The following is a 24,849-nucleotide window of genomic DNA, read 5'->3' as shown; positions in this document are numbered from 1 at the left end:
TCGTGGCCGAACCGCGCGCATCGCTGATCCGCTCCGCTCCGCGTCGGTTTGTCGGAGTCTGAGCGAGCGCTCCGTGCGACGCAGATGTTCGAACTCGCTTGTGGTGGCGGCGGGGTGTTTCTACGCGCACCCCGCCCGATGATCCGCGTGAAACGGTTTCACGCGCAGTTCCGAGAGGAGAGAACATCATGGTGACGCGCAGGACGAGGGCGGCGATCGCCCTGGCAGCGCTGGGATTAACGGCTGGCACGGCGGTAGGGGGAGTCGCGCCAGTTGCGGGTGCAACTCCGCCCTCCGGTACGTCAGCCGTCACACTGTCGAAGCAGACGGTCGCCGGTAAGGATTACATCGTCTCGGACATCACGATTGCGCCCGGTGGGGGTACCGGTTGGCACACCCACAGGGGTGTGATTTACGGCGTCGTGAAGGAGGGAACGCTCACTCACTACTCGTCTGACTGCCAGCAGGACGGCATCTATGGCGTCGGTGATCCCATTACCGACCCGACCGGGGAGGAGCATGTTCACGCTGCGCGAAACCTCGGATCCACCCCCGTGGTGCTGGAGGTCACCTACGTTGATCCGGCAGGATTGCCGACCTCCGACAGCGCCGAGAATCCTGGTTGCGATTTCGACTAGTGCGCCTTGATGGCCTCGGACAGCCGGACCGGAACCGCTGTGAGCGGGTCCGGCCGGTGTGTCCGAATGTGCTCCGCACGTTCACCCAGGGGTCTCGGATGATGTTGTGGTCGGCCTCATTAGAAGTCTTGTATGAGGTCCGGTGAACGATGCGATCGCGAAGAAACTCGAAGTGACGTCTGGCGTAACCCGACCTGTGAATGCATAATGGGTCAACCAACCCATACAGGGAAGCTGTGAGTCGGCAGGCTCGATTCAGTCAGCAGCCCACTTGATGCAGGGAGCAGCGCATGGCCGTCGTTCACCACCGCTTCGCGACCATCGGCAAAAACCGAGTGTTCTACCGCGAAGCCGGGGACCCCGAGGCGCCTACCGTACTGTTGCTGCACGGGTTCCCCACCAGCTCGCACATGTTCCGGCACCTGATCCCGCTGTTAGCCGCCGACTACCACGTCATAGCGCCCGACCATCTGGGATTCGGGCTGTCCGACACCCCTGCGCCCGACGCGTTCGACTACACCTTCGACGCGCTCGCCGATGTGACCGCGTCGCTTCTCGACTACCTGGGAGTCAAGCGGTACGCGATGTACGTCCAGGACTACGGCGCACCCATCGGGTGGCGGTTGGCGCTGCGCCATTCGGCAGAGGTCATCGCGGTGATCACGCAGAACGGCAATGCCTACCAGAGCGGATTCGTCGAGGACTTCTGGAAGACGGTGTGGGCGTTCTGCGCTGACCGTAACGCCGAAACCGAGGCGGGTGTGCGTGCGTTCCTCACGCTCGAGGCCACTCGCTGGCAGTACGTCACGGGCGTGACCGATGAGACCCTGGTCGACCCCGAGGCCTGGCTGCACGATTACTCGCTGCTGTCTCGTCCGGGCAATGACGCGATCCAGTTGTCGCTCTTCGCCGATTACGCGACCAACCCGCCGATGTATCCCGACGTGCACGAATTCTTCCGTCGCTCTCAGGTGCCCCTGCTCGCGGTGTGGGGGCGCGGCGACGAGATATTCGGCCCAGAAGGTGCGTCGGCATTCGCCGACGACCTGCCGAAGGCGGAAATCCACTTGCTCGATGGAGGACACTTTCTGCTCGAGTCCGCTCTCGACGAAACCGCCTCGCTCATCACCGGATTCCTGGCTGAGCATCTCGGTAGTCACTGACCCCCACGACGAGCCTCGATACGGCGACGGAACGTGGCCTCCCTCCACGTCGGCTCTCGGCCGATCCGTCGCCACGAGGTGCTCCGGTCCCCTCGGCCGGGGCTGAGGCTCGCATACCAGGGCGCAGGCGTCTGCGCCCTGGTATGCGAGACGATGTGGCGTTCGATCCGGGTCGAACGCCACACCGCCAACTCTTGCAACGTGATTGGATCGATGCCACTGTAAGCACGGTGACATTCCGCGGTGCGGACGGGTCTTCGATCAGACACGATCATTCCGAGGTAGCCCGCGATTCCGAGGTAGCCCGCGATGGCGCGAGGTGTCGATCGTCGGTCGAGACGACGACGGATACGGCGCCCTTGGCCTCGAGCACCGCCAGGTGCACGCCCTCGGGCGTGAGACGGCCGTGCTGACGGAGCACCGCCTCCAAGTCGGTCGTCGTCAGACCGCACCGTCTCAGATTGCCGTGGACGATCTCGCCGTCTCGGATGAGGACTTTCGGCGCGGGGTCGATGAAGCGCCGGATTCGCGGAATGAATCTGAGGCGGGCGATGACCGCGTGAGTGGTCAGTAGGCACACCAGAGCGGTTGTCGCGCCGAGCCATGACGTATCCGATGCCGTGGCTGCGCGTCCCACGATGGCGCCGGCGGCTACCGCCGCGATCCAGTCGAACGGAGCGAACTCGGCCAGGGTCCTGCGCTCGGTGAAGCGGAACAGCAAGGCAGCGGTCAGGAACAAGGTGGTCGCCTTGATCGCGCTGGGGGGAACGGCTGTGAGATCACCGATCAGTGCGTGTACGAACCGCTCCATCGCAAACCCGCCTTCCGAGCGAATCGATCATCCAGTTATTGGGCTGTGTCACCCATTATGCACGGGCGCGCACTCGACGTGCCGAGTCGTGGCACTCCAGCGACTCGGGTGCGTGCATTTTGGGGGACGTGCTCAACGCCCGGCGATGGCTGAGACTCGCGCGCAATCCGGCGGGCCAACGAACGTGTCCACCGTCACGGTTATCGGGGAATTAATGTTAACGCGGTGGTGCTACCATTAGCAGATCGGTTGCGGAATTCCGCCCGATCGCCACATCGAAACGTCGGCCATCGCGGACGACGGGTTCGAAGAGACAAGGAGAATCGCCATGAGGAAGTTCGGAATTGCGTCGCTGATCGCGTCCGCTCTCACTGCAGGAGTCCTCGGGTTCGCCACCCCCGCCCAGGCCGACCTCGGTCACCACCTGTGGGTGAATGACATCACCAGCCCGTCGGTGTACGTGCCCCACGTGGATACCACGCCCCACGCCTGAGCTACGCCGCACAAGCCACGACTAGAGGCCTCCTTCGGAGGCCTCTAGTCGTATGCAGCGCCCTCATGGCGCACCAGCTGCTGCCAACGTGTTCCGGGGTTTTCTAGCGAAGCTGGACGATGATGGTGCAGAATGGGTCGTGTGGCCCACAATGTCGACTCGTCGTCGCGTGCGCACCACAGCCGGCGCCCCCTCACTCGACATCACGAGCGGATGCCGGCGGCTCTACTACGGTGGCGGCCACGATGCGGTCACGAAGATGAATCGGAGTCGTTCGGCACGCTCAGGGACCGAATGAGGTGGCGACCACATAATCGTTTTCCGCAGTCGATCTCGATCCCCGGAGGTACCGCGCAGTCATGTCATCGCCATCCCGAGTCGTCCGTCGTGTCATCGTCTCGTGCCTTGCCACGACGGTTTCCCTGACGGCGAGCGCCTCGATCGCCGCGGCCGACGAGCCGAGCCCGCTCGCCCGACTGGTCACCCACGCCGCTGAGCGTCTTCAAACAGCCGACCCGGTTGCCGCGTCGAAGTTTCACACCGGCGGTGCTGTCGACGATCCCGCGCGGGAGGATGCGGTGATCGATGCGGTCACCGCAGCCGCGACAGCGCATCAGGTCGACGCCGAGTTCGTGCATCGGGTGTTCCGCGATCAGATCGACGCCACCGACTCACTCGAGCACAGCAGATTCGCGCAGTGGAAGATCGATCCCGCGTCCGTGCCGCGGGACGCCCCTGATCTGTCCTCCTTACGGAACGACATCGACCGGCTCAACGAGGCGATGGTGGAGGACATGGCCGACGCGGGCGACGCTCTGCACGCAGCGTCGTGCCCGTCCGACCTCGCGAAAGCCGAAAAGGCGGCAGTCGCCGCGAAACAGCTCGACGAGCTGTACGCGCGCGCTCTCCATTTCGCCGTGCACGATTACTGTCAAGGGGGTCCACTCCGGTGAGGGCGACGAGTCGTGTCTGCACTCAGCGCGCGGTGATCGGTGTCGGGCGCCTAGTGCCTTCGAGGTCGAGCGGCGACCTTCCTGACGGCGCCGGTCAAACGATTGCGCGACGGGGGTGGGTCTGAGTGGTTGCGCGATCGCCTGGACTGGAGCGGGTGAGCCTCTTCTCCGATGGCGTCTTCGCCGTGCTCATCACGATTCTGGTCCTGGAGATGAAGCCGCCCGAGGAGGTTACCTTCGAGGCGCTGGTGCCGCTGTGGCCGACTGGCCTGAGCTACGCCATCAGTTACCTGTTCATCGCCGTGGTCTGGATCAACCACCATCATCTGTTCGGCTTCGCGGACGAGGCGACGCCGCAATTGCTGTGGTCGAACTTCGTGCACCTTTTCTCAGTCTCGCTCATCCCGTTCACCACGGAGTGGGTCGCTGAGAGTCGCCTCGCGGCGGCGCCGGTCGCCCTCTACGCTGCGCTGTTCGTGATCGTGAACGCCACCTACCTGGCGTTGTGCTGGGAGGTTGTCGATCGGCCGGCCAATGAAAGCGCCTCTGAGTTGATGCAGCGCATGCTCACCATGCGCTCGTTCATCACGATCGGCGTGTTCGTCGTGTCGGCCCTTCTGGCGCTCAAGTGGCCGGTCGTCGCGATCGTTCTGATCTGCGTGTGCCTGGCGTGCTATACACGCCCCGACCTGCCTGGGGCGAGGACACCGGAACGCGGCGGACGAGCGCACCGGTAGCGGGCGCAGGTGGCACGTCCGATCGAGTCTGAACGCCGCTCAGTGGCCGGCAGCGTCGGCGGGTGCCACACCGAAGTCGACGCGGCGGAGTATCTTAACCGACGAGATGACCACCGCGGATGCCTCCAGTACACGAGGATTCACACCCAAGGGCCACGCCACCAGAGATCGGATCCTGCGGGCGGCGGCAGACGTCTTGCTGCAGGGCGGCCTGTCGACGTTCAGCTTGGACAAGGTGCGTCAGGCGGCGTCTGTGAGTGGCTCCCAACTCGACCACTACTTTCACGACCGCCAGGACTTGATCCGATCAGTCGTCGCCCGTCAGATCGACGGAGTGCTCGACTTCCACCGTCAGCCCAAGCTCGGCGGTCTCGACACGTTCGAAGAATGGGAGGCGTGGGCCGACCTAAACGTGCGCTATCTGCGGCGTATCGGTTACCGCGGTACGACCACCTACCACGTCTTGGCGGGTCAACTCGCCAAGAGTGACGACGACATGCGGAGAACCTTCGCCGACGGTTACGGGCGCTGGGTCAACCTGCTCGAGGACTCGTTCCACAGAATGAGAAGCTCCGGCGCGTTGGTGAAATCCGCCGATCCGCGCCGGCTCGCCTGGACGGTGGTCGCCCTGCACCAGGGTGCGGGCGTGCTGGCGTTCACCTACCGGCGGGACTGGCCGCTGGTCGAAGTGACCCGAGCCGTGGTCAATTACGTCCGCCTATTCGCGCGGGATCCCGAGGAGCGCGCGCCACGACGGGCCCGCCGCTCGCGCCCCCGCCCGCGGGTCGCGCGACCCTCGAGCTCTCCGGAGGCGCCGTTCACCCGGAAGGGCCTCGCCACACGAGCGCGGATCGTCGAGGGGGCCGCTGAACTGTTCCTCGAGCGCGGTGTCACCGGAACCAGCTTGGACGACGTGCGCCAGTCGGTCGGAGTGAGTGGGTCGCAGATCTCGCACTACTTCGCCGACAAGCGCGACCTCGTGCGTCAGGTGATCGCCGCGCGCGCCGCGTTCGTCGTCGACTTCCACCGGCAGCCGCAGTTGAATGGATTGGACGACCTCAGCTCGTTACGCCGCTGGGCTGATCTGTGCTGGGCGCAGGCCGGTGACAACTACCTCCGCAACGGTTGCGTGTTCGGGTCGCTGTCGGGCGAGCTGCTCGAGTCCGACGACGACGTGCTCGACGACCTGGCCGCCGGATACGACGAATGGCTGGCGTTGTTCCGCGCAGGGCTTTCGGCGATGGCCGGTCGTGGCGAGCTGACGTCGGAAGTAGATCCCGATCATCTCGCCGTAGCGCTCGTCGCCGCACATCAGGGCGGCACGCTTCTGACGCACATCACCGGCTCAGCCGAACCCTTCACCGCCGCCGTCGATGCCGTGTTGGAGTACGTCGCCTCCTTCACCCCGTCCTCGACACGAGGGTCTGCGCCAGCCACTCCCCGACGGTCATCCGCACTGCGGTGATTCGGCGCAACCGTACGCAGCGCGCATGACCCGGTGGGCGACGGCGCGCCACCGCGTCGGTCACCGGATGCGGCAGCGGACGGGTAGACGCTTGAGACCGCCGATGAAGACCGTGGGTAAATAGGCCGGCTCGCCGGCGAGCTCGATCGACTCCAGTCGGGGGATGAGTTCCTCGAAGAAGGCCGTGATCTCCAGACGGGCAAGCGCCGCACCGAGACAGAAGTGAGCGCCGGCACCGAATCCCAGATGCCGGTTGGGTGTTCGCGCAACATCGAAAGTCATTGGGGAGGGGAAAACGGCGGGGTCGCGGTTGGCTGCGGGGTAGATCATCGCGACCGCCGTGCCGGCGTCGAGCGGGACGCCGCCCAACACCGTATCGGCGGTCGCAGTTCGCATGAACGTCTTGACGGGCGTCGTCCACCTGATGATCTCCTCGACCGCCGAGGGCAGCAGGCTCGGATCGTCCTGAAGTCGCCGGAGCTCATCGGGGTGTTCGATCAGCGCGAGCAGGCCGCCCGACAGGCACGCCTTCGTCGTATCGTGCCCGGCAGCTGCGATGATCTGGTAATAACCCGTTGCCTCGTGGTCGGTGAGAAGTCGATCGTCGATGCGTGCGTTGGCGATTGCGGAGCCGAGATCGTCGGTGGGAGATTCGCGCCGCCGCGCGGTCACGTCGGTGAAGTAAGCGTTGAAGTCGGCGATCACGTCGACCATGTCGACGGCGGAGTTGCCGCGGCGGGAATCGTCGTCGCTGACTCCGAACAGTTCCTGCGTCCAGCGCAGCAAGGCCGGGTAGTCGGCCTCCGGCAGGCCGAGCAGCGACAAAATGACGTAGCCGGGGAAGGCCAGTGCGACCTCGCCGACGAACTCGCAGTCGGGACCGTTGCTCGCCATCGAATCCACGTGACGTCTGGCCAGCTCGCCGATCCGAACTTTGAGGTCGCGCATCACCTTCGGCCGAAACCACGACGCGCCGATGGCCCTCATCGCCCGGTGGTAGTCACCATCCATGTGCACGAGGTTGCGCACGCCGTATTGCGTTCCCCGCAGATCGCGCAACTTGGCTTCCAGGTCTGCGTTCGTGAGGACGCTGCGGGCTCTGTTGACCCAGAGCGCGTCGTCACGCTCGACGGCGAGTACGTCGGCGTGCCGAGTAACCGCCCAGAACGGATTGACCCCGGGGCGGGCGTCCACGTGGACGACGGGTGCGTGCTCGCGCAGCTGCGTCATTCCCTCGTGGAAGGCGCGCTCGTCGGCATAGAACCGCGGTTCAACAAGTCGGCGGGCGATGTCGTCGATCGTGGACGCCATCGGCATGAGAGGTTCTCCTCTGGTCTGGTGAGCGATTACTCCGGCGTTGCGGACTGTCGAATCCGCTGCGGTGAGCTGCGGGAGCGCGCCGGCCGTTGGGTAGCGGGAACGTTCGCCACGGCCCAGGGTGCCTTGGGGCCGGGTGAACGTCGACTGATGACGAGAATGTGAATCGTTCTCTCGCCGAATGATTCACGGTCACCGTCACGCCCCAAAGCTCGGAGCCCTCCGGCGCACTCCCGGATCACAAGCTCACACGCTGGTTCGGCAGTATCTCCGGGTGGCGTAGGTCAACGCGACCACTTGGATAGAATCAAGTCCGCGCGCCCGGCCGACGATGCCCAGCGCCTCGTCTATCTCATGCCGAAAGCTATTGCACTGCAGTCTGTCCCAGTTCCGAACGACCTGATCGAGCATGGCTCGGTTCACAGTGTCGACGATGTTCCGCCACACGGGTAGGCCGCCGTCGCAATCAGCCGGCTCGCAGTCGTCCAGTCGCCAGCGCGCGAACAGGGCATGCTGGAGTGCGACATTCGCGTCGATCTGATCCCGGAAGACATCGGCTACATACCCGGGCTCTACATCGCGCGCGACGGCCCGCTCCGTGACCGACGCGATCACCTGCTGTTCGCGTTCGGGGTCGTCGACGGATCCGCCGGACCGGTACTTCCACGCCGCAATCGGATGGGCGGTCTGGAGCCGTTGCCCCGCCAGGTCCACCACGCCGAGAAAGCGATTCGGTATCTGCAAGTCATCGCGAGGCTCGATGTCGTTGCTTCGCTTGAGGCGTGGGAATCCCAACCACCCGCGTCGGCTGCTTTCCAGTGTCATGAACGCACGCCCTTCATTCGCTGTTCGCGGTTAACGAGCCCGTGTGGTTTCGCCGACATCCTTTGTGCCGCGGCCCGTATCTGCAGGTGGCGCTGTCGATGTCGGCAGGACGGGGGACAAGCCCAATCGCCGTGGAGCGGAAGGCGATCACTCCGTTATGCCGGACCGGTGCCCGCGGAGGCAACCGTGTCGCCAATCGCGGTGATGAGCGATCTCGATCGCGCGAGGCGCCAAACCCGTCGCGGCGCCGGTCGAACCGACAGTCGTCGGGGACGGACGGTCCCTGGGATCGTTACCGGTGGACGGGATCCCTCAGGGGATGCCGTTGATCCCGGGGTGCTGGCCGCCCTGGATATTGGGAGCAGGCGTCGCATGGACCGGAGGGGTGAACAGGTTACCGCCGTGTGGATCCAGGCTCTTCTCGGTGGGGGCGGGTGACGTGCTCGTCGGGGATGTCGTGGTCGTAGACGGTGTGGTCGACGGCGAGGGAGTGCCGCCGCCACCGCAGGCCGCGAGCGACAACACCGTTGCGGCGGCGGCTCCACCCACGGCGACGGTTCGCCATGAAAAGCGAGGAGTCTTCATTATCGGGATCCTCCTTCGTGAGGAACGGGGTGACTTGATGATTCGGTTCTGATCGTCAGTCCTTGTGGCGGTGCACACCCGGAGGTTCGGTCGGCGCCGGCGGGGCGATCACCTGCGGGGTGAACAGATTGCCCCCGCTGGGATCGAGGGACTTCTCGGTCGGCGAGGTAGGCGCGCTGGATGGTGCTGGCGCGGGTGACGACGTCGTCGGCGTTGTCGAGGTGGTGGGCTCGTTGTGTTGGGTGTCGCCGCAGCCCGCGATGGCGATGGCGGCGGTGATCGATGCAAGCCCGCCGACGACTTTGAGCGTTGTGCGGTTCAAGCGCCTGACGTTCAAGGGCGCATCTCCCTTCTTCTGTCGATTGGCGGGCTCGTCGCGATCCTTCACGTCCGCGACCCGCGTATTGGGTTATCAAACCCACTTTAACAGAGTTCCGATCCTCCCGCCTGGGTAGCGGATCCGGATTGATCGTTTTCAGACGCGTGCGTCCGCGGCCATTCGGTTGGCCACGGGTGATCGAGCACGTGCAGCTGCATCCGCTGCAGGCCATCGAATCCACTCATGTCGACCATTCGAATAGTTGCGGGTGGACCCAGCACTACGCCTTCGACACATTCACGGCGGCGACGTGCGGCGACGCCGCGACGCTTTCCGATCACAGGCTCGCGCAATAGCCGGAAGCTGGTGACGCGAGTAGCCCATAAGCAACGGTGACCGGTCGAATTCTCAAGGCGAATAACACCAGGGTGTCAGACGAATGGGGGACCGGGATCCCATGAAATGCCCTTAAATCGTTGGCGTTTGCCACTGATCGGGATGTCTTCACCGAGAATCTCGCGGCTTCCGTTTGCACGAAGTCGCGGTATGTTACGCCGCGGTAAGTTCCGCTCCTGCCCTTGGGCACATCATTCGTCGAAGGATCCGTCAATGCTCGCTGTCATCCGCCCACATGCGACCGCCGGCATCGCCCTCGTTGCGGCGAGCGTCATCGCCATCACTCCCGTCGGAGTGCCTTCAGCGGAGAGCGCGATCGAACAGGCATCCGTCCAATTGTCGAGCGCGGTTGCGCCGCTCGACGTCTACACCCGACTTTTCCATGACACGGCCGCGAATCTCCAGGAGGTTCTACAGAGGGCGGCTGCGAACGGGCCGGCTCCCATCCTCACAGCGGTGCGGAACAACCAGATCGCCGCGCTACAGGACATCCTCAAGCTGATCTCGACGCGCCTCGCGCACGGCGCCGCGGCCCAGTCGGCGTCGATATCTGCTGGCGTGCCGACGGACTCGCCGTTCACCGCGGCTCTGGGAGCACTCGACCGGCTCGGCGCCGGCGTGGGATCGCCGGTGTCCGTATTCCAGAACGCGGCCAGTGGAGTCGGAGACATCGATGTCGAATCCGCCGTGAACAACCTACTGCTTACAGGGTTCGCCGCGATCTATCCGCTGACCGGGCTGCTGGGTTCGGCCATCGAAGGGGTTGCGAATCCGCTGCAGACCCTGGTCACCGCGATCGACCAACTCGGGCCGCTCGCGACCATTGCGGCGAACCCCCTGCAGAACGTCGTCAACGTCCTCAAGGTGCTCAACCAGGGTTACTCCGGGTTGGCCCCATCCAATCTGGCAGTCGCCTTGGGCGGACTAATCGGACCCGTCATCACCACGATCGCCGCGGGCGCAGCCGCAACGCAACACATCATCGACGCCGCCCAAGCCGGTTCGCCGGAGGGTGTCCTGAATGCCATCGTGGCGGCACCCGGCGTCGTGGTCGACGGCCTGCTGAACGGAGGGTACGGTCCTGACCTGTCGAGTGTCATCGACACCGGTCTCGGACAGTCGATTCCGTTGTTCGCAGGCGGATTGCTGACGCCATTCTCGCTGGCGGTGGACGGAGGTCAGATTGTCGCGACACTGGCCGGCGCGGTGCCCGCTCTACAGAGCCTGCAGAAACTGATCGCCGACGCGCTGAAGCCACCCGCTGTCGCGAAGATCGAGGCCTTGACACAACTGTCGGGTAGGGAGTTGCCGTCCACCTCGGTCAACGAGCTGCCCTCGACCAACCCGATTACGGTGACGCTCTCATCCCGTGACGGCAGCGTGGGTGATGCACCGCCGAGCGTCGACACGCACCCGACGTCGTCCGGGCCGACCGGCACCGCAGCCGGCGGATCGGAGCAGGCTGCCGCGCTCCCCACCACCCCCGCCGCAGATGCACCCAACGCCGCCGATGCGGGTCCGTCGAGCTCCGAATCGACGAGCGGCCCGACCGACGCCAAGCCGGGTGACGACGAGCAGACCCGCCCCGGCACGAAGGCCGAGCCGAGCGACCAGTCCGGTGCAACAGATCAGACGGGTACCGACACCAAGCCCGCCAGTGGCAGCGCTTCGGACTCGAGCGTCAAGTCGGGTGCCGGCAGCGCGGGTACGGCCGACCACGCCGGCACCGACACGAAAGCGGGGACCGGTGTGAAGCCGGGCCACGGCGGGAAGACGGAGGGCGGCGAGAAGGCGCAATCCGGCAGTCACGCGACCACCGGTACGGGCGAGGGCGCGCCCAGCCACCCCCGGTCGGCCGGGCGGGATTCGGCGAAGGCCGGTAACGACAACTCGGCTACGAGCGCACAATCGAAGGGCGACGAGTAGCGAGACCGCTTGCCGGTGAGGCCGATAGAGCAACGTCGCTCGACCTGAGTCGAGCGACGTTGTTCTGTCGTCGGAGCACACAGCACTCGCGCGGATGCTGCTCGGACCCGCGCGTCGCACTCGCGTGACCGGTGGGCAGGGCCTGCCGACTAGACCAGCGGTTCGCCGCCGCCGGAACGGTTGGCCTGCAGAGCTGTTGGGCTCGCCCGCTCCACTTACCGTCGTCTGCCCGACGGGCGGACCCCGAGCGATACGCCGGTTGTGGCGTGAAGAGGGTCTACGGGTGAGGGTCGTGTCGCCGCGTAAGCGGGCCGGGGTGTCCTGGGTGCCGTCGGTGATGGCCGATGCGTCGAAGGTGTTGTGGGCGACCGACTTCCAGTTCAATTCCACCGTCGACGGCTGCGCCGTCGAGACCGCCTCGACGAGCACACCCGCGAGTCGCTGCTGAATCCGGTGTTACGCCGGCCGAGTACGCCGCCGCATGAAGCTGCACCCACACCCCGGTGGCCTGCAGCATCAACTGAGAACGGATCACACCAACCCGACTCCATGACCGGGTGGATTCACTACTGGGGACCCACCATCCGCGCTGGTCATCAACGCGAGGCGGCGGCTGCTTCGATCACGCTTTGCGGCGATTGCGTGACGTGTAGGGCGATACGACTGAGGCCCGCCGCGGCTAGCAGTGCGTCGTACTCGTCGAGTGAACGTTCCTGGCCTGTCGTTGCCGCCAGCATGTTCATGTCGATCACGGCGCCCAGGCCCGGGTCGGTGACCTCACCCACGACCATCTCCACGATCGCGATCCTGCCGCCGGGAGCCATTGCTTCTCGGCACCTGTTGAGAATCGTGACGCATGAGTCGTCATCCCAGTCGTGCAGGATGAACTTCAACAGGTATAAGTCAGCCGGCGGTACCGATTCGAAGAAGTCGCCACCGATCACTTCGGTGCGTTCACTCAAACCCCTGCGGGCTATCTCTGCCGCGGCGTCTGTGATGATGTTCGGCCGGTCGAAGACGATTCCGCGCAACGTCGGGTTCGCGTCCTGCAACAGCGACAACAACGAGCCAGTGGCACCGCCGACGTCGACCGCCAACTCCGTGTTAGTCGTATCGATAGCCCTGGCGGCATCCGCTGCCCACAGGGCCGTTGTGCTACTTAATCCGGCGGAGAAATCGCGTGCCTGATCCGGGTGCTGCTCCAGGTATTCGAAGAAGTCCATGCCCAGAGCGGCGCCAGCCTGATTCTTACCCGTGCGGACCGAAGTGATGAATTCACTCCAGGGAAGCCATTGAGCAGGCAGCGTGGTCGCCAAAGCCAGGCCCCTCATCGAGTCCGGCTCATCCGTCTTCAATGTGGCCAACAGCGGGGTGCTCGCGAACCGGCCATCGGCGTCAGCTGTGAGCAGACCCAGCGCGACACACGCGCGCATCAAACGAAACGTGGTTTGCGGTGCGCTGTTCTCCCGATCGGCAACCTCTCTTGCCGTGAGCCTCGCCGTGTCGAGGTGATCAGCCAGGGATAGGTCAGCCGCGGCCCGAACCGTCTGGCTGACCATGTGACCGAACATCATCGACCTCATCTGGCCATGCGCGTCAACACTGTCGGCCGAAGCGAAGCGATGCTCACTCAAGATATCTATTCTCCGAACTCGTTGGGGGAAAGCTTGTTTCGAGATACCACTATGCGCGGCCGCGTCCTACACGCTACCAACCCCGCACCGAGAGTGCTCGATCACAGTAACCCCAAGCGCGTGAACCTTTTTGGGGATGCGGCTCCTTAACCTCGTTATGACGAACGGCAAGCGCGGGCGAGTTGTAATCACGGGTGCCTCCACCCGGATTGGGGAAGCAACAGCCTTGCACTTGCATGATCTGGGCTTCGCGGTCTTCGCGGGCGTGCGCCGCGAGGAGGATGCCGAGCGCCTGCGTGGGCGTGGGCTCACCACGATGCGTCTTGACGTCACCGATCCAGAACAGATCGAAGCAGCCAGCGTCCAGGTAGGCGATCAGCCGTTGGTCGGGCTGGTGAACAACGCGGGAATCACCCGTAGCAGGCCGCTGGAGTACGTGTCGGCGCAGGACGTCCGCCAACAGCTCGATGTGAACGTGGTCGGTCAAATTGGCGGTGACGCAGGCGTTCATTGGCGAATTGCGAGCGGGCCGTGGTCGCATCGTCAACGTCGGCTCGATCTCGGGGTTACTCGCCACACCGATGACCGGCCTCTACGTGACGTCGAAATTCGCATTGGAGGGGATGAACGGCGTCCTGCGGCGTGAGCTGCACCAGCAGGGAATCGGCGTCGTGACGGTCGAGCCAGGGGGCATCAAGACGCCGCTGATGTACAAGACCACCCAGACTTCGAGCAGGTCTACCGTGATGGGTCGCCGGAAGTTGCGTTGCGCTACGGCGCAATGCTCAGGACTGCGATCGCACACACCACCAGGATTGTCCGGCACACCGGCTTGGAACCCTGTGCGGTCGCGAAGATCATTGGCACGGCGTTGACCGTGCGGCGACCCCGCACACGCTACTTGGTCGGCCGTGACGCAATCGCCGCGGCGATTATCGCCAGATTCGTGCCGGATCGACTGGTGGGCCGGCTCCTGATGCAGATGCTCGTCTCCGATCGACGCCGCAACGCCGCCAGCTCGACCTGAGTCGAGCGGCGTTGCTCGATCGTCGGAGCGCACAGCACTCGCGCGGATGCTGCTCGGACACGCGCTCATCGCACTCGCGTAACCGGTGGAGCCGGGCAGGGCTTGCCAACTAGACCAGCGGTTCGCCGCCGTCGACCTTCAACGTCATGCCCGTCATGAAGCTGTTGGTCATGGCGAAGAGCACGGCGTGCGCGACGTCGTCGACCGTTCCGATCCGGCCGGCCGGATTGGTGGAGCCGGTGTGGGCGAAGAACTCCTGCTTGCCCTCCTCGCCCAGGGCGTCCCACGCTCCCGTGTCGATCACACCGGGCGAGACCGCGTTGACGCGAAGGGGGGCCAGTTCCACCGCCAGTGAGCGGGTGAGGTAGTCCACAGCACCGTTCGTGATGGCCACGCCGAGATATCCGACGTTGACCTTGAAGGCGTTGACACCCGAGAACAGAACCAGGGAGCCGCCCAAATTCATCCGAGGTGCAAGTGCTTTAGCGAGCATGAGCGGACCCAGCACCTTGGTGTCCAGGGATTGTGCGAGACTCGCCCGTTCCAGAGCGGCGAGAGTGCCACGGGCGCGGGCCGACACCGTCGATACGACGTGGTCGAGGCTTCCGACCCGCCTCGCCAGCTCGGCAATCGACTCGTCATCGCTGACGTCCACGACGTCGGCAGTGATACCAGGGTCGTCGTACGCCTGCTCGAGGGCGGCCTTGTTGCGGCCGGCGACGATCACCTCGGCTCCCTCGGAGCGCGCGAGCAAGGCGACAGCTCGGGCGATACCGCTCGGGCGTCCCACGACGAGGACTCTGTTGCCATGCAGTGAATTCTCAGTTCCCAATGGAGGCTCCTCGGATGTAGCGGTCTCTACTTGATCGGACTGACTCGCAGATGATTGAGTCAGTCACTGGGTGATACGACCCAAATATACGGCACCCTCCAGCCGTCTGGGCGAATGATCGGAACTTACGGATGAGCCTTAGTCGATCGGAGTGAAAGCGGGCGCACCGTCCCTGGGGCGATCTGGCGCCGGGCAATCTTCCGCAAAGGCAAACCTCTCAAACACTCCACCGACATCACCCCGTAGGGCAACCACCCGAGCCGGCTGAATCAACCGGAATGGAGGTCGCCTGAAAACATCTAGATCGACAAGCCTTCACGTTTCTCACATCGAAACCCCGGGCGCTATCCCTCGACCACGTGATGATGCGTCCATATCCTCTTCTTCGTGAAAGAGACTGGAGCGCAGTCGAAAGCATCGCCAGCCGGCGTAGACCTGACGGTGTTGCCCGACGAAGGCTGGATCTACGCTCAAAACCAGGAGCTCGAGAAGTTGAATTGTTCGGGGACGACGGACAGCTTGGCTTTGACTGTCGACGGGGAGGAAAAGCAAGTCATCGTCGTGACCGTCCGGGGCGCGAAGACTGGCCAGCCCAGACGTATTCCGCTGATGCGAGTCGAACACAACGGTCATTATGCGGCCGTCGCATCGAAGGGCGGATATGCAACGCCGCCGGCGTGGTATCACAACTTCAAGGCTAATCCTGCTGTGCAGCTGCAGGATGGGATGACGATCGGCAACTTCATGGCTCGCGAGATCGTTGGTGAGGAGCGAAGCCTTTGGTGGGGTCGAGCCGTGCAAGCCTTCGGACCATATGAGGATTACGCGGAGAAGGCGGCGCGGCAGATCCCCGTGTTTGTGCTCGAACCGGCCGACTAATGGGCACGACGACGGGAAGCCACGTCGAAATCAGCCTCGCAGCAACGTGCTTTTGTTTATGCGGGAGAGCTCCCGCGCTACCGGCGCTGACCGGTGAAGGTGCGCGTTCATTTGTCGAGAACAGGTGATCGCTTCGGGGTCGCCCCGATCTGCCGCGTGCTCACCGAGCACGGTGTTCTGATCGTCGCGCGGACGTTCCAGGCTCGAGTCTCACGGTGCCCTCGAAGCGTCCACTGGGGGAGTCGCCGAAGGCCGAAGCCGGATACCACGATCAAACCGACGCCTGCCAACCGACCCGCTCACCGAACCCCGAGGGTGCATGGAACACGGGATGGTTCCGTGAGCGAAGAACCCCTCTTCGTGGATTTCGGTTCGAGGTCCATGCGATGAACCCGGCGCTTGTCGAGCTCCTCTCATCTGATTCGCACTTCGAAATGGGATTCTCGCCCCAAGAACACGCCAGCGGGGTATCTTTTGCACACATGCCAAACTTTGCGCAAACGGTGACGGCGGAGGCGTCTGAATCTCGAGTCTTCACCGCCAAGGGGCTCGCCACGCGAGAGCGGATTCTGCATTCGGCGGCCGCTGTCCTGCTTGCGGAAGGTCTGATGGGATTCAGCGTGGACAGAGTGCGTGCGGAGGCCTCGGTGAGCGGGTCGCAGATGTCGCACTACTTCGCGGATCGGCAGGAGCTGGTTCGAGCTGTGGTGGAACGACGAATCGAGCGCGTGCTGGATTTTCATCGGCAGCCACAGCTGGGCGGTCTCGACACCTTCGAGGAGTGGGAGCGCTGGAGCGATCTCAACGTTCGGCATCTGCGCAGGATCGGTCACCGGGGTACTGCTACCTATCACGTACTCGTCGGCCAGCTGGCCAGGTACGACGAGGCCACCCGTGAGATCTTTGCCAGTGGATACCTGCGCTGGGTCACCCTCTTGGAGGATTCGTTCGCGAGGATGAAGAGCCGCGGCGTGATCGTCAAGTCGGCAGAACCGCGACAACTCGCCTGGACGGTGGTCAGCCTTCACCAGGGCGCCGGAGTGCTCGCCAACGCCTTTCGTGACGATTGGCCCCTGGCCGACGTCACTCGCTTCGTGGTCGACTATCTGCGCCTGTTCGCCACCGATGCCGCCGAACGCACCCCTCGTCCGCTCCGCCGGACTCGGCGGAGGCGAGGCGCCGGCACGGTCGTCGTCGCCGATGGCGGGCCCCGGTTCACCGAGAAGGGTCTTGCCACCCGTGCCCGCATCGTGGAGGGAGCCGCGGAATTGATGTTCGAACGCGGGGTCGCAGGCACCAGCCTCGATGACGTACGCACGGTGGCCGGTGTGAGCGGGTCGCAGATGTCGCACTACTTCGCAGACAGGCGGGATCTCACCCGGCACGTCATCGCGGCGCGCACCGAGTTCGTCATCGCCTTCCACCGTCAACCCGAGTTGGGCGGGTTGGACAGCCTCCGGTCGCTGCGTGCATGGGCGGACTCGTGTCGGGCCCAAGCAGGTCCGGAATATTCAAGCAGGGGGTGCGTCTACGGATCGCTGACCGGCGAGCTGCTCGAAGCCGACGATGCGACCCTGAATGTTCTGGCCGCCGGGTACGACCGCTGGCTGGCGGTCTTCGAGGACGGCCTGTCGGTCATGCGTGAGCGCGGCGATCTGGTGTCCGAGGCCGACCCCCGCCGTCTCGCGGTCGCGCTGGTCGCCGCGCACCAGGGTGGCACCATGGTGACCCACGTGGCCGGGTCCGGTGATCCGTTCCGCACGGCGGTCGGCGCGACCGTCGACTACGTCGCAGCCCTCGCGCCGACGGCCGGCAGGCGGCGTCGCCCCGGTTCGCGATCGAAAAAGGTGTAGCACCGCAGTCGTTCTCACCGGAGTAAAAGCCTGCAGGCACTGCATAGTTAAGTCGGGTGTAGACAATTTGGGGGACATGGCCCAGAATAATGGGCGTATAGACCCATATTATTGATGCGGCTCCGTCGCGAAGCGCAGCTGGCGCAGACGCGGCCGTGATCCAGGGCGTCTGAGGTGCGGATGGAAGGAAAGACCATGGGCTTGGCCTGGCAGCAGGGACCGATATCGGCGAAGTCGGTCGGCCACTTCCTCACCCCGGAACCTATGCCGCGCTTACTGTTCGTCGAGCCGCTGCGCCGTCGAATGCGCGTACGGCTGGGCGACCTTTGGGTCGCCGACAGTCAGGACGTGATCCTCCTGCACGAGCCCGGCCGCTATCCCGTCGCGTATTTTCCACGTCGTGACATCGCCCAGCACGTCCTCGTCGACGAGGACCGCGTCACCGAACACCCCGACCTGGGGGTGGTGAAGTGGTTCGATGCACGGACTGCGGCACGAGACGTCAAGAGAGCGGCGTGGGAGTTCGGGTCCCTGCCGGCTCATGCCTCGGTTCTCGCGGGATGCGTGGCCTTCGCCTGGCGGGCGATGGACGCCTTCTACGAAGAGGACGAGCGCATCGTCGGGCATGCCGCCGACGCCTACCATCGAATCGACGTCCGCTCGACCTCGAGGCATCTGGTGGTGCGTGACGGAAATCGAGTGATCGCCGACACCCATCGCCCGGTCGTGCTCTACGAGTCCGGGTTCGCGCCGCGCTGGTACGTACACCGACAAGACGTAGACCAGTCCGCGCTGGAACCCGCAGAGGGACAGACCTTCTGCCCATACAAGGGCCTGGCGAGCTACTACACCATCGGCGAACGTCGACGGTCGGCATGGTCGTATACCAACGCGTGGACCGAGGCGGACAGGGTGCGTAATCTGGTGTCGTTCGAGCCGGACAAGATCGACGTCTTCCTCGACGATCAGCAGTTGCACCTCGAGCCCGGTCAGACCGTCATCGCACACGGACTCGATCGCGGGCTCGATGCGGACGAGATCCTGCACGACAGCTTGGCATAGGAACAATCGAATGCGAGCACTCCTCGAAGTCGTGATGCTCGACGTGGCCGATCCGGATGCGTCACTTCGCTTCTACCGTGACGCCGTAGGATTCGACCTCGATGTCGACTACGCGCCGTCGCCGACTTTTCGCGTGGTGCAGCTGACGCCGCCGGGATCGTCCACGTCCGTCCAGTTCGGTGTGGGACTGGATGTCGCCCGCGGGCCACTGCGCGGCCTGTGTCTGGTTGTCACCGACCTGGTCGCCACGCGGCGGGAACTCCTCGACCGAGGCGTTGAGGTGAGCGACATCAGCCACAAGGACGCCGACGGGGGGTGGCGGGGCGGCTACCTACCGGGGATAGACGCCAGCCGAACCGACTACGCCAGCTTCGCGCGCTTCGACGATCCCGACGGCAACGGCTGGGTGCTTCAGGAGCGGGGTCACCAAACTGATGTACAAACGAACAACGAGAAGCTCTGACTAAGAGAGGAAGTCGCGACAATGAGCGTGTCGGAATCCATTGAGGGCGCTGGGCCGGGCGAAGAGACGGCTCGTAACTACGACGTCGTCGTGGTCGGTGGAGGGCCGGTGGGAATCAACGCGGCGGACCGAACACACGCCGAAGGACTGACCGTTGCCCTCGTCGAGCGCGAGCTGGTGGGCGGGGAATGCAACTACTGGGGGTGTGTGCCCAGCAAGTCGCTGCTGCGCCCGGTGCTCGCCGTAGCCGACGCGCGCCGTGTCGACGGCGCACGCGAAGCCGTCACCGGTGCGATCGCCCCAGCGGGCGTGTTCGGCCGGCGCGACCGATACGTGACGAACTGGGATGACAGCCCAGTGGCCGAAGCGGTCGGCGGCATGGGAGTCGACCTCCTGAGAGGGCATGCAAGGCTCGACGGGCCGCGCCGCGTCGTGGTGACCACCTCCGATGACCGCGTTGTCGCTTTGACTGCCCGGCACGCGGTGATCGTCTGCACGGGTAGCACCGCCGCGGTACCCGACCTCCCCGGTGTCGCCGAGGCGAAGCCGTGGACGAACCGCAAGGCGACCGACAGCAGTGTCGTTCCGCCACGGCTGGCCGTCGTCGGTGCGGGCGGGGTCGGTGTCGAGATGGCCACCGCCTGGCAGGGTTTGGGATCCAAGGTCACCCTGCTGTCACGGGATCGCGGACTGCTGCCCCGGATGGAACCGTTCGTCGGTGAATACGTCAGCCGCGGTTTGTCCGATCTGGGCGTGGACGTACGGTGCGGAGTGGCGGTTACCGAACTGCATCGTCCGACGACCAGCGGCCCGGTGGGCGTGGTACTCGACAGCGGAGAGAAGATCGAGGTCGATGAGATCCTCTTCGCCACCGGGCGCATTCCCAACACCGCCGACATCGGTCTGGACACAGTCGGTCTCGTGCCCGGTGGGTGGATCGACGTCGACGGCACGTGTCTGGCGCGCGGTGTCGACGGCGACTGGCTTTATGCGCTCGGAGACGTCAACCACCGCGCACTGCTGACGCATCAGGGTAAATACCAGGCCCGCATCGCGGGTGCCGTCATCGGTGCGCGAGCGCACGGGCGCACACCGGATACGCGTCGCTGGAGCGCCCATGTCGCGACGGCGGACGAACTCGCGGTGCCGCAGGCGTTCTTCACCGACCCTGAAGCGGGTTCGGTCGGTCTCACCGCCGCTCAGGCGGAACGTGACGGGCACCGAATTCGGACGATCGACGTCGACATGGGACAAGCCGTTCCGGGAGCCAACTTCTTCGCCGATGGCTACAGCGGACGCGCCCGCATGGTGGTCGACGAAGAACACGGATATCTGCACGGCGCGACATTTGTCGGCCCCGGCGTCGCCGAGATGCTCCATTCGGCGACGATCGCCGTTGCGGCGCGAGTGCCCATCGAGCGGCTCTGGCATGCGGTGCCGTGCTTTCCCACGGTTAGCGAGGTGTGGCTGCGCCTACTCGAGGCCTACCGTGACACACCCACTGACGCCGGCTAGCTGAGGCAACCGGCGGAACGGCTGATCGAGCACGATCGCTGCGGCCAGACGGCGATCAGCACTGCGGATTCTCGGCGGCGCCTCATAGATGGTAAATGGGAGTTACCAACCAATATTCACGGATGTTTCCGTCGACGATACTTTCTCAACGCGTATCGATCTTGACGACACCCCTGCAGCAAACGTTAAATGGACCAATCAGTTCATTCTTCGTCGATGCCTCCCCGAGGATTTGCGAATCGCCTTCGGCCGCCTCCTTCCGTCGGCAGGTGGCGGAATGGTTTCGCGCCTACGAGGTCCATCACGTGAATTCCGACGGAGGCCGTGCGACAGTCGTTGCCGCCACGGCCTCCGTCGGCCGACCTACGGCGCTTTCAGCCGGTACGAGGCCGGTAGGTACTGATGGACAACGTGTTTCGGGAATGCGACGTCGCCGAATCAGTGTTCTCGGGCACCCATCACGCGTGCCGGTCTCGAGTCGACGGTGAGTGTGAGGTGTCGCATCTGATGCTGCAGAGAGCCGGTGCGAATAGATGGCTTGTCGCGACGCCTTCGAACAATCGTCGTACACACCGAAGGGACGTGCGACGCGCGAGCATGTTCTTCAGGCCGCCGCACGGGTGTTATTGACGGAGGGCGTCTCGGGCTTCAGCCTCGACAAAGTCCGTCGCGCCGGCTCGTTCAGCGGTTCGCAACTCACACACTACTTCTCAGACAGACAGGCGTTGATCCGCGCGGTCGTGGAGAGGCAGATCGAAACGGTCCTGGAGTTTCATAGGCAGCCGGCGTTGGCGGGCTTGCGGACGTTCGACGACTTCGAAAGGTGGGCGGGACTGAACCCGAGCCATCTACGCCGGGTCGGCTACCGAGGCACGCCGACCTACCACAAACTGGTGGGCCAATTGGCCAAATCCGATGGCGTCACTCGTCAGACACTCGCGGCGGGCTACTGGCGGTGGGTCTCCCTGCTGGAGGGCGCGCTTCAGGAGATGCGGTCCGCCGGACTCCTCACCGGCACGGCGACCCCGCAGCAGTTGGCGCTGGTGGCGATCGCCGGCCACCAGGGCGGTGGCACAGTCGCGTTCGCTCAGCGGCAGGAATGGCCGCTGAGCGACGCGTGTCGCTTCGTCGTCAACCACGTGCGAGCATTCGCCAGTGATCCCGATGAGCGCCGGGCCCGCCCGCCCGTCAGCCCTCACCGAGATCGGCGGCACGGCCACCTGGCGTACGGAGAGCCGCCGCGCTACACCAGGAAGGGTGTCGCCACACGCGCGCGAATCGTCAGCGGCGCCGCCGACCTCATGTTCGAACGTGGCGCGAACCGAACCAGTCTGGAGGACGTGCGCAAGGCTCTCGCGGTGAGTGGATCGCAGCTGTCGCATTACTTCGAGGGCAAGCGAGATCTCACTCGCGAGGTGGTCGCCCTACGCGCCCACGACGTGCTGGAGTTTCAGTCACCGCCAGGGCTCGGCGGTGCGAGTGGTGTCGCCGACTTGCGGAGATGGGTCGATGCCTACGTGGCCGAGGTCGAAACGCAATATGCGCGAGGCGGATGCGTTTACGGTTCGCTGGTGGGTGAACTGCTCGAGGGCGACGACGAGGTGCTCGACGATCTCGCGTCGGGATACGACGAATGGCTGCGTGAATTGCAGCGCGGGCTGTCGGCCATGCGTCGCCGTGGGGAGTTGGACCAGCGCGCCGACCTGCGCCATCTCGCGGTGACGCTGCTGGTCGCCCACCAGGGTGGCGCGATGCTCACGTACGTCATCGGCTCGGCGGAACCCCTTCGGCTCGCGCTCGACGCCGCGGTCGACTACGTTGCCTCGTTCAGCCGCTCACCGGCGTGACAACGCGCGGTCGTGAAAACGGCTGAGTGCCCGGTGATTCAGGGGCGCACAGCGCATTTCACTCCACCACCACCACCACCATCTTGCCGTTGGCCTGGCCGGTCTCCATCAGGTGATGGGCTTGCTTGATCTCGTCGAAGGACCACACGTGGGCGGGTGTGGCGTCGAGTTGCCCGTCGCTCACCTGCTGGGCGATGTCCCGCAGTGGAACGTCCGACAGCGGGAATCCGGGGGTGCCGAAGACGAAACTTCCGAAGAACGTCAAGTACACGCCGCTGGACATTCGCGCGAGTGGATTGAAATCCGGTATCGGCGCCAGTCCGCCGAGCCATCCGGCCAGGCAGGCGCGGCCGCCTCGCCGCAACAGGTCCAACGAGTCCAGTATCGTGCTGTTGCCGACCAGATCCAAGACGGCGTCGACGGACTTGGTCTCCGGGAGGTGTTCGGCCAGGTTCGGCCGCTCGATCTCGCCGCGCAGCGCTCCCATGGCGGTGAGCATGTCGAAGTGATCCCGGCTGCGCGTCGTGGCGATGACGCGGGCTCCCGCAGCCACCGACATCTTGACCGCGGCCTGTCCGAAGGACGACGTCGCCCCCCGGATGAGGATGGTTTGACCGGCCTCCAGCTCGAGATTTCGGAACAGACACGTCCACGCCGTGGCGTAGGTCTCCGGCAGTGCAGCGAGCTGGGACCACGGCAGGTCCACGTCGATAGGTGCGACGTTGGCGGCGCTCACCCTGGTGTACTGGGCGTAGCTTCCGTTGATCGTCCGTCCGAGCCCGCCCATCAGCGCCGCGACGCGCGTTCCCACGGGGAACTCGCCACCGGGGCACGAATCCACGATCCCGACGCATTCGATGCCGCTGACCTCCGCGGCTTCCGCCCACTCGCCGCGGCGCATGTGCATCTCGGCGTGGTTGATCCCGAACGCCTTGACCGCGATGACGACTTCGCCTGCCCTCGGTAACGGCTTAGGGATGTCGGTGTACACCAGACTGTCCAGGCCGCCGAACTTCTCGAGCACGATGGCCCGCATCTGCTCGCCGCCGGGTTGCTCGCGAACCACCGCCGGGGCGGTGGGGAGCGCGGGGCCGGCGGTGGCGGTGGAGTCGGTTAAGGGTGTCGGAGATTGGGTCATCGAGGTTTCCGCTCGTCGTGGTTCGCTAGATGGGATGCACGTGTCGAGACGCGTGCACGGTGGATGGATGGTCCAGGGCGGTGTGGATATTCAGAAAGCGTTGCTCGTCCAGTCGAACGTGCGCATCGCAGACGCGAATTCGACGATGTCCGGCGCGATCACGTGTGGTCCCGGTACGCCGGCGATCGGGAGTGTCGCGTTCCCCGGTCGGGTGATCAGCGCACCGCGCATGCCGGCGCCCTGCGCTCCGATGGTGTCCCAGGTGTGCGCAGCGACCATCATGCATTCCGCAACCGGAGTTCCCATGGTGGACGCGACGCGACGGTACAGATGCGTCGACGGCTTGTACACGCCGGCACCATCGACGGTGAACTGCTGTTCGAAGTACCGGCTGAGCCCCGCATTCTCCAGTGGCGAAATGGAATTCGGTCGATGCGGGGAATTCGTCAAGGTGACCAGGCGGTAACCGTCGGCGAGCAGGCGCTCCAAACCCGGTGCGGCGTCGGGATGCGCCGGCATGGTGCGCATCGCCTCGGTGAGACCGCGCCGTTCCTCCTCGGTGGGCTCGACTCCGCGGATCTCGGCCAACATCCGCAGGACGGCCTGGCCCAGGTCGAAGAAGTCGGCGTAAAAGCCCGATAACGTCAACGTCATCGAGTACATCACCAGTTCGCCGAACCACGTGCGCAGGACGGCGGGGTCTCCAAAGATGCGCTCGAACTGCGGTGCCAACGAGTCGATGTCGATGAGCGTCTCATTGACGTCGAACACCAGCACCGACGGTGCCCCCGCAGGGCGTTCGTCGTGCGGCGAGCTGGCCTGGCTCATGTCTCTCCTGCTTCCTCGGTGGCCGGCGGTCTCCGATGACCTGCCGGGCGGCCCCCGCGACGTGTGCGGGGGCCGCCCGTCCAATTATGGGTTTTTTGGCCCAGTATGTCCATGCCGACGGCGAGGTTCGGCTGATGTCACGC

Annotated in this window: 25 protein-coding genes; 17 read left to right on the top strand and 8 right to left on the bottom strand. The window is 64.9% G+C overall.

The window, feature by feature from the left end:
* Positions 1 to 188 precede the first annotated feature (188 nt).
* Both G6N61_RS01115 and G6N61_RS01110 read left to right on the top strand, forming a co-directional pair.
* Complete coding sequence (locus tag G6N61_RS01115) at positions 189 to 638, top strand: cupin domain-containing protein (RefSeq protein ID WP_163916419.1); 450 nt, start codon at positions 189 to 191, stop codon at positions 636 to 638.
* A 290-nt stretch (positions 639 to 928) separates the two neighbouring features.
* Positions 929 to 1,801, top strand: a complete 873-nt coding sequence (locus tag G6N61_RS01110) for an alpha/beta fold hydrolase (RefSeq protein ID WP_163916417.1) — start codon at positions 929 to 931, stop codon at positions 1,799 to 1,801.
* 271 nt (positions 1,802 to 2,072) lie between these two features.
* Here the strand turns inward: G6N61_RS01110 and G6N61_RS01105 are convergent, their stop codons facing one another.
* Entirely contained in the window at positions 2,073 to 2,612 is a 540-nt protein-coding gene (locus G6N61_RS01105; RefSeq protein ID WP_163916415.1) for a DUF421 domain-containing protein, read from the bottom strand.
* Between the two features lie 328 nt (positions 2,613 to 2,940).
* Between G6N61_RS01105 and G6N61_RS01100 the strand changes: the two genes are divergently transcribed.
* The 4 genes from G6N61_RS01100 to G6N61_RS01085 all read left to right on the top strand — a co-directional run bounded on the left by G6N61_RS01100 (position 2,941) and on the right by G6N61_RS01085 (position 6,260).
* Positions 2,941 to 3,105, top strand: a complete 165-nt coding sequence (locus tag G6N61_RS01100; RefSeq protein WP_170314444.1) for a hypothetical protein — start codon at positions 2,941 to 2,943, stop codon at positions 3,103 to 3,105.
* 359 nt (positions 3,106 to 3,464) lie between these two features.
* Entirely contained in the window at positions 3,465 to 4,058 is a 594-nt protein-coding gene (locus G6N61_RS01095; protein ID WP_163916413.1) for a chorismate mutase, read from the top strand.
* Positions 4,059 to 4,213: 155 nt separating this feature from the next.
* Complete coding sequence (locus tag G6N61_RS01090) at positions 4,214 to 4,795, top strand: TMEM175 family protein (RefSeq protein WP_163916411.1); 582 nt, start codon at positions 4,214 to 4,216, stop codon at positions 4,793 to 4,795.
* Between the two features lie 106 nt (positions 4,796 to 4,901).
* Complete coding sequence (locus tag G6N61_RS01085; RefSeq protein ID WP_163916409.1) at positions 4,902 to 6,260, top strand: TetR/AcrR family transcriptional regulator; 1,359 nt, start codon at positions 4,902 to 4,904, stop codon at positions 6,258 to 6,260.
* Positions 6,261 to 6,320: 60 nt separating this feature from the next.
* Here the strand turns inward: G6N61_RS01085 and G6N61_RS01080 are convergent, their stop codons facing one another.
* On the bottom strand, positions 6,321 to 7,208 hold the full coding sequence (locus G6N61_RS01080) for a cytochrome P450 (RefSeq protein WP_308215007.1): 888 nt from the start codon (positions 7,206 to 7,208) through the stop codon (positions 6,321 to 6,323).
* A gap of 45 nt (positions 7,209 to 7,253) precedes the next feature.
* Here G6N61_RS01080 and G6N61_RS31210 point away from each other — a divergent pair, with 45 nt between their 5' ends.
* The gene (locus G6N61_RS31210) at positions 7,254 to 7,742 is read left to right on the top strand and encodes a hypothetical protein (protein WP_308215003.1); all 489 of its coding nucleotides are present in this window, start codon (positions 7,254 to 7,256) and stop codon (positions 7,740 to 7,742) included.
* 81 nt (positions 7,743 to 7,823) lie between these two features.
* Here G6N61_RS31210 and aroQ read toward each other — a convergent pair whose 3' ends face one another.
* The gene (gene aroQ, locus G6N61_RS01075) at positions 7,824 to 8,402 is read right to left on the bottom strand and encodes a gamma subclass chorismate mutase AroQ (protein WP_163916406.1); all 579 of its coding nucleotides are present in this window, start codon (positions 8,400 to 8,402) and stop codon (positions 7,824 to 7,826) included.
* Between the two features lie 640 nt (positions 8,403 to 9,042).
* Positions 9,043 to 9,309 carry a hypothetical protein gene (locus tag G6N61_RS01070; protein WP_235887090.1) on the bottom strand — a complete coding sequence of 89 codons (267 nt, stop codon included), beginning with the start codon at positions 9,307 to 9,309 and terminating at the stop codon, positions 9,043 to 9,045.
* Positions 9,310 to 10,158: 849 nt separating this feature from the next.
* Between G6N61_RS01070 and G6N61_RS01065 the strand changes: the two genes are divergently transcribed.
* Both G6N61_RS01065 and G6N61_RS01060 read left to right on the top strand, forming a co-directional pair.
* Entirely contained in the window at positions 10,159 to 11,628 is a 1,470-nt protein-coding gene (locus G6N61_RS01065) for a hypothetical protein (protein ID WP_163916403.1), read from the top strand.
* Between the two features lie 292 nt (positions 11,629 to 11,920).
* A complete protein-coding gene (locus G6N61_RS01060; RefSeq protein ID WP_163916400.1) occupies positions 11,921 to 12,076 on the top strand; it encodes a hypothetical protein in 156 nt (51 codons plus the stop codon).
* 148 nt (positions 12,077 to 12,224) lie between these two features.
* On the opposite strand, the gene G6N61_RS01055 is transcribed toward G6N61_RS01060, so the two are convergent.
* Complete coding sequence (locus G6N61_RS01055) at positions 12,225 to 13,262, bottom strand: methyltransferase (RefSeq protein WP_235887089.1); 1,038 nt, start codon at positions 13,260 to 13,262, stop codon at positions 12,225 to 12,227.
* A 157-nt stretch (positions 13,263 to 13,419) separates the two neighbouring features.
* Here G6N61_RS01055 and G6N61_RS01050 point away from each other — a divergent pair, with 157 nt between their 5' ends.
* A complete protein-coding gene (locus G6N61_RS01050) occupies positions 13,420 to 13,908 on the top strand; it encodes an SDR family NAD(P)-dependent oxidoreductase (RefSeq protein ID WP_163916398.1) in 489 nt (162 codons plus the stop codon).
* Positions 13,802 to 14,137, top strand: a complete 336-nt coding sequence (locus tag G6N61_RS31295; protein ID WP_407666236.1) for an SDR family NAD(P)-dependent oxidoreductase — start codon at positions 13,802 to 13,804, stop codon at positions 14,135 to 14,137. Before G6N61_RS01050 ends, G6N61_RS31295 begins: the two co-directional genes overlap by 107 nt.
* 261 nt (positions 14,138 to 14,398) lie before the next feature.
* On the opposite strand, the gene G6N61_RS01045 is transcribed toward G6N61_RS31295, so the two are convergent.
* Positions 14,399 to 15,079, bottom strand: a complete 681-nt coding sequence (locus G6N61_RS01045) for an SDR family oxidoreductase (RefSeq protein ID WP_235887088.1) — start codon at positions 15,077 to 15,079, stop codon at positions 14,399 to 14,401.
* A 486-nt stretch (positions 15,080 to 15,565) separates the two neighbouring features.
* Between G6N61_RS01045 and G6N61_RS01040 the strand changes: the two genes are divergently transcribed.
* The 6 genes from G6N61_RS01040 to G6N61_RS01015 all read left to right on the top strand — a co-directional run bounded on the left by G6N61_RS01040 (position 15,566) and on the right by G6N61_RS01015 (position 22,740).
* A complete protein-coding gene (locus tag G6N61_RS01040; protein WP_407666235.1) occupies positions 15,566 to 16,000 on the top strand; it encodes a nitroreductase family deazaflavin-dependent oxidoreductase in 435 nt (144 codons plus the stop codon).
* Positions 16,001 to 16,386: 386 nt separating this feature from the next.
* Positions 16,387 to 17,853, top strand: a complete 1,467-nt coding sequence (locus tag G6N61_RS01035; RefSeq protein ID WP_235887087.1) for a TetR/AcrR family transcriptional regulator — start codon at positions 16,387 to 16,389, stop codon at positions 17,851 to 17,853.
* Between the two features lie 195 nt (positions 17,854 to 18,048).
* A complete protein-coding gene (locus G6N61_RS01030; protein WP_163916614.1) occupies positions 18,049 to 18,915 on the top strand; it encodes a DUF427 domain-containing protein in 867 nt (288 codons plus the stop codon).
* 10 nt (positions 18,916 to 18,925) lie between these two features.
* Entirely contained in the window at positions 18,926 to 19,378 is a 453-nt protein-coding gene (locus G6N61_RS01025) for a VOC family protein (RefSeq protein ID WP_163916396.1), read from the top strand.
* Positions 19,379 to 19,399: 21 nt separating this feature from the next.
* Positions 19,400 to 20,893, top strand: a complete 1,494-nt coding sequence (locus tag G6N61_RS01020) for a dihydrolipoyl dehydrogenase family protein (protein WP_163916394.1) — start codon at positions 19,400 to 19,402, stop codon at positions 20,891 to 20,893.
* 740 nt (positions 20,894 to 21,633) lie between these two features.
* Positions 21,634 to 22,740, top strand: a complete 1,107-nt coding sequence (locus G6N61_RS01015) for a TetR/AcrR family transcriptional regulator (protein WP_235887086.1) — start codon at positions 21,634 to 21,636, stop codon at positions 22,738 to 22,740.
* Positions 22,741 to 22,798: 58 nt separating this feature from the next.
* Here the strand turns inward: G6N61_RS01015 and G6N61_RS01010 are convergent, their stop codons facing one another.
* Together G6N61_RS01010 and G6N61_RS01005 are read right to left on the bottom strand one after the other, a co-directional pair.
* The gene (locus G6N61_RS01010; protein WP_163916612.1) at positions 22,799 to 23,776 is read right to left on the bottom strand and encodes a zinc-binding alcohol dehydrogenase family protein; all 978 of its coding nucleotides are present in this window, start codon (positions 23,774 to 23,776) and stop codon (positions 22,799 to 22,801) included.
* A gap of 192 nt (positions 23,777 to 23,968) precedes the next feature.
* A complete protein-coding gene (locus tag G6N61_RS01005) occupies positions 23,969 to 24,706 on the bottom strand; it encodes a haloacid dehalogenase type II (protein ID WP_163916388.1) in 738 nt (245 codons plus the stop codon).
* Positions 24,707 to 24,849 lie beyond the last annotated feature (143 nt).

Source organism: Mycolicibacterium arabiense, assembly GCF_010731815.2.
Classification (GTDB): domain Bacteria; phylum Actinomycetota; class Actinomycetes; order Mycobacteriales; family Mycobacteriaceae; genus Mycobacterium; species Mycobacterium arabiense.
This window is presented reverse-complemented; position numbering and strand designations above follow the sequence as displayed.